The 7,786-nt window shown below is 71.4% G+C and carries 1 protein-coding gene; it reads right to left on the bottom strand.

What is annotated here, in order from left to right:
• Positions 1-3,636: 3,636 nt before the first annotated feature.
• Positions 3,637-7,786 (bottom strand): hypothetical protein (locus FBR05_14855; protein ID MDL1873458.1); only part of this gene is annotated, 4,150 nt, incomplete at its 5' end.

Raw genomic sequence — 7,786 nt, forward strand, 5'->3', positions numbered from 1 at the left:
AGGGATCGCCGGCTACCTGGCCGAGGTCCCCGCCTTCGTCGGCGCGCGGCGCCTGCTGTCCCATTTTTCGCGGGCGGAAGGGGTCCAGGAGCCCGGCTTCGGCGAGGAACTCGCCTCGGCGGCGATCTTCCTGGGCGTGCTGCAACTGAGCGGCTTCGCGGGCGCGGCCCTGGGCCGGCGCTGGGCGAAGGCCCCGCTGTCGCGCGGCGCCTGGAACACGGCGGCCTCGCTGGGCGGGGTTTATCTCGGCCACCGGTTGGAGGAGGCCGTCGGCCTGCGGCCCGCGCGGGACGAGGCCTCCCGCTGGGTCGACACCGCCGACACCTGGCTGCAGATGCAGGTGGGAGGCCGCATGATGCACGGCCTCGGCGGGACGGCCGCGGCGCGCGCCCGTTACGAGCTGCTGCTGCGCCACGGCCTCGAGACGGCCTTAAGCCCGCGGCCCGGCCTCGCCGCGCCGGCGCATTTTCTCGAGAGCTCGGCGCCGGCCGCCGCCTATTCCTTCCGCGAGATGATCGGCGCGGAGCTCCCGCCTCTCACCGAGCCCGCCCTGCAGCGCCTGTCCCGGTCCTGGGGCCGGGTGGCCAGCAAGGACTCGCTGCACCAGGTGCGGGTGCTGGGCCAGGAGTACGGCGACCTCGACCGCCTGATCGAGGCCTTCGAACTTATGCGGCCGGAAGACTCGCGTCGTCTCAACATCTCGCTGCGTCGGCTGCGGCACATGGTCCAGCACGCCCGCCCCATCGGCGCGCGGGGAAGCTATCTGGAATGGCTGACGCGCTGGGGCTTCACCGAGTCGGTGCGCCGCAAGGATGCCGTGACCCTCCAGGGCATCCTCGACGCCATCCACGACGGCATGGATCTGACGACCTTCGAACGGCTCCTGCAGCCGCTCTTCCCGCAGTACCGGATGCAGCCGATGACGATCGGCGCCATGCGCCGCGCCCTGCAGAACTTCAAGCCCGTCCACCGCACCATCAACATCCTGCCGATGGGCGCCCCCGCGCGCGACTTGCTCCACCGGACGGTGCTGCATCTTCAGGGCATGGACCGCCAGGATCCGCTTTACATGGAGATGGAGCAATTCCTATCGGCCCTGGCCCGGACCGTGCGCGAAAAAGATTCCCTGCTCCCCGACATCGAAAGGGCGATGGCGCCCATCCCGCTCAGCCCGCTGCCTTACCTGCGTCTCTTCCGCATCTACCGCGTCATGGCGCGGGAGTTCGACGTCTACACCAAGTACCGCGAGCTGACCGGCGAGGGGCTGCGCCTGATCGGGATTCAAAGCCGCATGGACCAACCCTCCGCCGTGGAAGAGGTCGATGGAACCCAGCATAACGGATTTTACGAAGAGCCGGAGATGGCCGCGATGTTCGCGAATTTCAACCGCCTGTTTTGGAAGTTCATCGACGGGCATACGGTCGCCAACGCCGCGGCGCGGCGCCGGGACATCTTGCGCCGGCACCTGCCTGAGCCGCGCCCGCTGATGGCTTCGGACGCATTGCGGATCTTGCGTCAATTGGGCGATCCGGTCTCTTTAAGCGTGTATGATTCGATAGTGAACTTTCAGGTTCGCCTGGACTTCCTGCCCAGGGACGAATTCGAGGCCGAAGTTTCGCCCTACGTCGGAGAGCGGGCCCGCAGCATGATCGGCGTCTTCATGCCCAAGCACATTACCGGAAGGCCGGACCGAATTTTGATCAAGCAGATCGAGGATTTCGACGAGTCCTCTTTCCACGATGCCGCTTTTTCCCGCATCGGTTTCGTCGTCCACGAGCACGAACATTTCCTGCATACCGTCCCCGGGGTAAAGCGCAGCCGCCTGGAGATCGCGCGCCAGGAGATGCGCGCCTGCCATCGCGAGTTCGAATGGCTGGCCGAGCACGGGGATTCCGCCTGGGTCCACTACATCAGCGCCGAGGGCGCCGCCGGCTGGGCCATGCAGCTGCGCAGCGTGAACGAGGCCTGGAACTTCAAGTACACCGACCCCAACGACTGAGCCGGAACATCCGAATAAATTAATCTTCGCCGTCCCCGCCGACGGGGCCCGGGTCTTCGCGATCGAAGGCGGCCGCGATCGGCAGGCCTTCGGCGGGCCGCGACTGCGGGGGGACGGAGAGGCGGAGCGGGGCGGTGGTCTCGGGGACCAGGGACTGGCCGTGGAAGACAAATTCGCTTAAGCCCACCCGGATGCGGGCGCCTTCGGTGAGGCGGACGAAGCCCTGGAAGGGCAGGACCCGTTGGCCGTCCACCAGGACGGGGACGCGGTCTTGGCGCACCTCGAGGATCCACTCGCGGCGCGCGGGGTCGCCCGACTCGCTGCGCCCGCCCAGCGAGAGGACGGGTTCGCGGCCCGAGGCGCCGCGCAGCGTGGGGTCGACGAGGGCGACCCGCGGGTTGGCGGAAGGGTTGTCCAGGGGCGTGCGCTCGCTCGACAGCACGTAGAAGTCGATTTGGACGCTGCGCATGTCGGGCGTGTTCGGCACCAGGCTCAGGGGCAGCGTGCCGGGCGCGCCCGACGGGGGAGCGCCGGGCTCGGAGCTGAGTTCGGAGATCCGCCAGCCCTCGCGGACCAGGACGCCCTGCGGTCTCCGGCCGTCGAGCACCGCCTCGATCTCGGCGGTGTTCAGGGCGCGTGGGCTTTCGATCTCTTGGAAGAGCGGCGCCTCGGGGCCGGATTCGGAGTCGAGGCGCAATTGATAGACGTAACGCCCCTCGTCCGCGCGGTATCCGCCCCGCGCGACGCGGTAGAGGTGCTCGCCGCCCGCGATCACCAATTCGCCGGAAGTCGCCGCAGGCACGACGGGGGCGGCGGCCGGACTTTGCGCCGTCGCCGGGCGTCTCGCGGCCGCCGGGATCGGCGGCGGGACGGAGGCCGGGCGCCGCGCGGCGGCGGGGATGGGCGGGGGCACGGAAGAGCGCCGCGTAGCGACGGCGGGCGCGCGGGGCGCCGGCGTCGGCGTGGCCGATTCCGCGGCGATCGCGGCCGGCCGGTGCAGGTAGGCGGCCAGGCTGAAATTGTCGGGCTTGAACTTGTCGATCGGCGCGGTCGCGGTCTCGCTGTCGTAGACGTTGTGCTGCCGATCGATGAAGAGCTCGCGCCCGCGGTGGGTGAAGCGGAAGCGCCCGTTGGCCGCGGCGGGGAGCTCTCGGGCGCGCAGCCGGCGGACGACCTCCATGCGGGCGTGAGTCTCCTCGCGCAGGATGCGGTGCGCCTCCTCGGCGCTGCGGGCGCCTTGGATCAATTCGCCCACCACGTCGGTGTCGATGAAGTTTTCCCAAAAGCCGTCCGAGCCGGCGAGGACCAAGTCGCCCTCCCGCAGGACCAGGCCGTGCTCGTAACCCGCCGCGCGCCGGACCCGGCCGTTGGATTCGGGAATCTCCCCGTCGGCGGTGCCGGACAGGGCGAGGGATTCGTGGCCGCCGACGCCGTTGGTGACCTTGTTGGCCATCGGATGGAGCCGGATCTCGCGCGTGCGCCGCAGGTCGACGCCGCTCTCCTGCATGGAGTCCGCGGCCACCGCGCCGACGTTCTGTTCGACGGTAGCGAAGACCCGGCGATAGCGCCCGTCGGGTCCGCGCCGGTAGACGCGCAGGCTGGCGTCGCCGGCGAAATGGGTCTGCAGGACGTAGGGGTCACCCGGACGTGCCGGCGGGATGACGCTGAAGCTGACTGAGCAGGAGCCGCCGCCGTCCGCCCCGGTGCCGGGTCGCGCCCGGCCGGGGTCGCGGATCCACTGGCGGGCCGCGGCCATCGCCGCCTCGCGGTCGCGACCTTGATGGAAGGCGCGGTTGAACTCGCGGACGGCCGCGTTGACCAGTTCCCAGGCGCGCCGCATGTCGCCCGAGCGCCGCAATTCCGCGGTGAAGGCCTCGACACTCAATTGGGCGGCCGCGTCGCCGTTGCCCATGCCGCCCATGCCGTCGGCGACCATCATCGAGTAGACGCGCCGTCCGTAGGCGTCGCGGTATTCCAGGCCGCCCATGTAATCCTCGCCTACCGGGTGCTTGGGATCGATGCCCTGCGTGGCGACGTAGACCAATTCGCCGCCGGGCAAATTCACGCGTCGGCTGTGGCGCGCCAAGACCTCGGCGAGTTGGGCGGGGTCGAGCGTCGTGCCGGCCAAATGTCCGTCGATCTCGGCCAGGTTGCCGCCCATCACGTTGGGCTGCAGCAAGGGGCGCTCGGCTGGGGACGGCGGCGGCGCCGCTTCGGGGGGCGGCGCGGCCTCCAGGGGAATGGTCTCGGCGGCGAGGCGCGCGGCGGGAGGCGCCGCCGGAGCGGCGGCCTCGGCGGCTCCCGCGGCGGGAACGCGGTCGAGGAAGACTCGGACGCCGCGCTGGGTATGGCCTAATTCGTTGATCAGCCCCAGGCGGCTCGCCCGGCGCCTGCCGGACGACGGCGAAGGTCGCCTCGAAGTGGTCGGGCCGCGAGGCCGGCAGGACGCGGTCGACGCTGGCGATGTAGCGCCAGGGGGCGGCGCCGGGCTCGGCCCGATAGGGCCGGAAGACGAACTCGGAGCCATCCTCGGCGGCCACGGTGAAGTCGGCGAAGGCCGCCTCGGCGGCGGGACCGACGGGCGGCGGCGCGACGGAAACGCCGGACGCCGCGGCCGGGGCGGCACCCAAGCGGCCTCGCACCCAACGGATCACGCCCAAGATGCCGACGGGCAAGACGGTACCGAAGATCCCGGCCAACAGAGAGACGCCCGGCGAGTGCCCCATGGAGGTCATCGCCATCATCAGCCCCGCGCCGAGGAAACTGGCGTGCAAGTTGCCGCTGTCGAAGGGGTCGGGGGGCGCGCTCCGGCGCGGTGCCTCTGTCGGCGCGGGGGCCTCCGTCTCGCTCAGGGCCTCGGCGGGCGCGTCGCGGCGTTCGGAGGCCGCGGCGAGATCCGTCTCCGCTTCGATGAAGATCTCTTCGGGCCGGGCCGCCGGCAGGCGGCCGGAGAGGTACAGGCCGTCCTCGGGACGCCTCGTCTCGATGGGGACGGATTCGGCCTCGGCGTAGGTCGCCAGGAAGATGCGTTCCAGCGACGGGGATTTGGTTATCGCGCTGACTCGCGCGCGCGGATGGCGCCGGGCCAGGTCCTCGCGCAGCGTCCGGGAGAAACTCTCGTAGAGGCCGCGGCCGCGGAGGCCTTCGGCCAGGTGTACCTGCGCGAGGTGGATCTCAGTGTCGCCCTCAGGGTGGAAAATTTCGATCTGGTGATAGAAGTCGGCTTCGGCAAAGCTTTCCCCCGTCAAGAGCCTCCGCATCGCGCCCTCCTCGGTCAAGAGGCGGGGCTCGGCGACCATGAAGATCTCGGTGACGGCGTTGTCGCGGCGCAGGCGCAGCCGGAAGGCGACGGGCTCGCGCGAGGCGGCGCGGGGGCCCAGGCCCTCGCGCAGGCGGCGGGTCAGGGTGTCGGAGAAGTCCGACTGCCAGAGCGCCGCGGCCTGGTCGGCGTCGACGTCCGCGTCCAGCGCGAATTCGACGGCGAGCTCGGTCGGGGCGTGGCCCTCGGGGAAGAAGGCGGCGGCCCAATCGCCGTCGAGCGGGTGCTCGGTGACGCCGCGTCCGGTGCGGACCTCCAGCGAGCTCACGGCCCGCCGGTAGGTCGGGGGCGGCGCGACGGCGGCCGGGCGCTCGTCCAGCAGCGCCTCCATCCTCTCGACGGCGACGCGGATCTCGCTGCGGCTCTCCCGAGGGAGGACGGCCAGGCGATCCGCCGGCAGCTCCGGCGGCGCGGGCCGCTCGGCCGGGACGCCTTGCTCGGTCTGAGCCAAGTAGCGCGCGGCCTCGGCAAAATAGCGGTCGACCGCCTCGCGGAGGTCGCGGTTCTCCGGCCGCGCCAGGGTCTCGTTCTTGTAGAACTCGTGTTGGATGTGGCCCCAGCGGTAGAGCGATCGCGTCTGGATCTGGATCTCGACCGGCAGGCCGTCGACCTCGACGACGACGTGCAGGGCGCGGTAGCCCGAGCGGCGCCCGTCGAGGACGCGGCCGACGCGTTCTTGGTCGAGGACCGGGCGGTTGTTTTCCAGCAGGTTCAAGTGGACGCGCTCGGTGCCGTCCGAGCGGCGGACGCGGCGATGGCTGGGGAAGATCAGCCGGCCCTCGCGCGAGTATTCCGGCCGCACCCGGAAGCGATGGCGGATCGCGGCCAGCGCCGCGAGGGCGTCCGGATAGCTCTCGACGACGATGCGGGTGCCGAACAGGTCGGTGAAGGGGAGCAGGGAATTCCAGCCTCGGCGCTCGACCTTGGGAAGCACGTCCTCGACGGCCTTGGGGCGGCCGTGCGGTGGAATGTCCGCGGCGACGCGGGCGCGCTCCACGCCGACCGCCTCGAGTTCGCCCCACAGGCCTTCGTCGTGACTCAGGCCCTGCAGGAATTCCAGCACGCGGCGGCCCGGGGTCTCGTGGCGGGCCACCAATTCGCGGGCGAGGCGCAGGCGCTCGCGGCGGTAACCTTCCAAAATTCTCTGACGGCCCTCGCGCCAGGTCCGCATGGCCGTGTCGTCCGCGGGGACGGTCTTCCGCCCGTCATGCCTTAGCAGCGCCTCGCGCGTGCGCCGCGCCAGATCCGAGAAGCCCTCCACCTCGCGCGCGGCCATGGCCTCGATTTCGGCCAGCAGGGGTGTGTCGTCGCGCGGCATTTCCGGGACGACGCGGACCGTCGTTTCCGTTGTCGGAGGCGCCCCCTCGGCGCCGCCTCGGCGTCCTTCCGCCGTCGCGGGTCGGCTTACCGCTCCGGCGTCCGGCCGCGGCGGTCGGGCCGTCCGGCGGCTTCGGTCTCCGCTCGGCGGCGGGAGGCCGCGGGCGTAGAGCGCCGCGACGTTGTCGCGGAAGAGGTTGTCCAAGGCGGGATCGGTCGGCGGGAACTCCCGGCGTAAGCGCAAGAGCTCGGCGAGGCGCCGGGTGGCGGGCTCCAGGCTTTCCAGCGAGGCGGCGGGATCGCGCATCACCGCCAAGTCGGCGCGGATCGATTCCGCGAGCGGGCCGTATTCGGGAAACAGTCCGCCGCTGCGGGCCGCAATATCGTCGGCGACGGCTTCGATCACCGGAAGCGTGGCCTCCACCCAGGCGTGAGGGCCCTCGTTCACGACGTTAAGTTCCAGTTCGGCGCGCCGCGCGGCGTAGTCGAGGTCGGGAAGCCGCGCGGGTGGGATCGAGAAGGGGCGTCCCGCGCCCTCGAGGAGCTCGGGGTGGATGGCGTGGCGGGCCGGCAGGTTCGCGTCGTCGCCGCCCGGGGGCGGAGGGGTTTCGGGTCCCCGCGAGGGACGCGGCCGTTCCGGTCCCGCGGCGCGGAGGAAGACGTAATCGTTCGCTTGGAAGGGGATCAACTCGTGGCTGGGCCCTACATGCAGCTCGGCGTTTTGACTGGGGTCGAGTTCCCCGCCGGTGCGCCGCAGCCTCAAGACGCCGTTCTCGACGGCCTCGACGCGGTAGAGCACGCGTTCGGCCTCGGCGCGACCGGGCTGCAGGGACAGGGCGACCCGTTCCCCGGGCCGGTCGGCGCGCAGCACCACCCCGGGCAGCTGATACTGCTCCAGCGCGGTGCCGGGAGGAATGAGACCCGTCTCCTCCAGGGCGACCAGGGAGGCGACGAAGGCCTCGCTGCGCGTGGTGTTTCGGATGGGCCCCAGCGGATCGAGGGAGTCCGGTAGGGGAGTCATGACCGAGGTATCGGTGCCGGCGGCGAGCGCCGTTTCGGAGGCGGCGGGCGGCGGGGGGGCGGCCTCGGGAGGGCGCCGGCGCCCCGTTCCGGCGCCCTTGACGACGCGCAAGGGCGGGCGTTGCGCGGCG

This window comes from Deltaproteobacteria bacterium PRO3 (genome assembly GCA_030263375.1).
Classification (GTDB): domain Bacteria; phylum UBA10199; class UBA10199; order DSSB01; family DSSB01; genus DSSB01.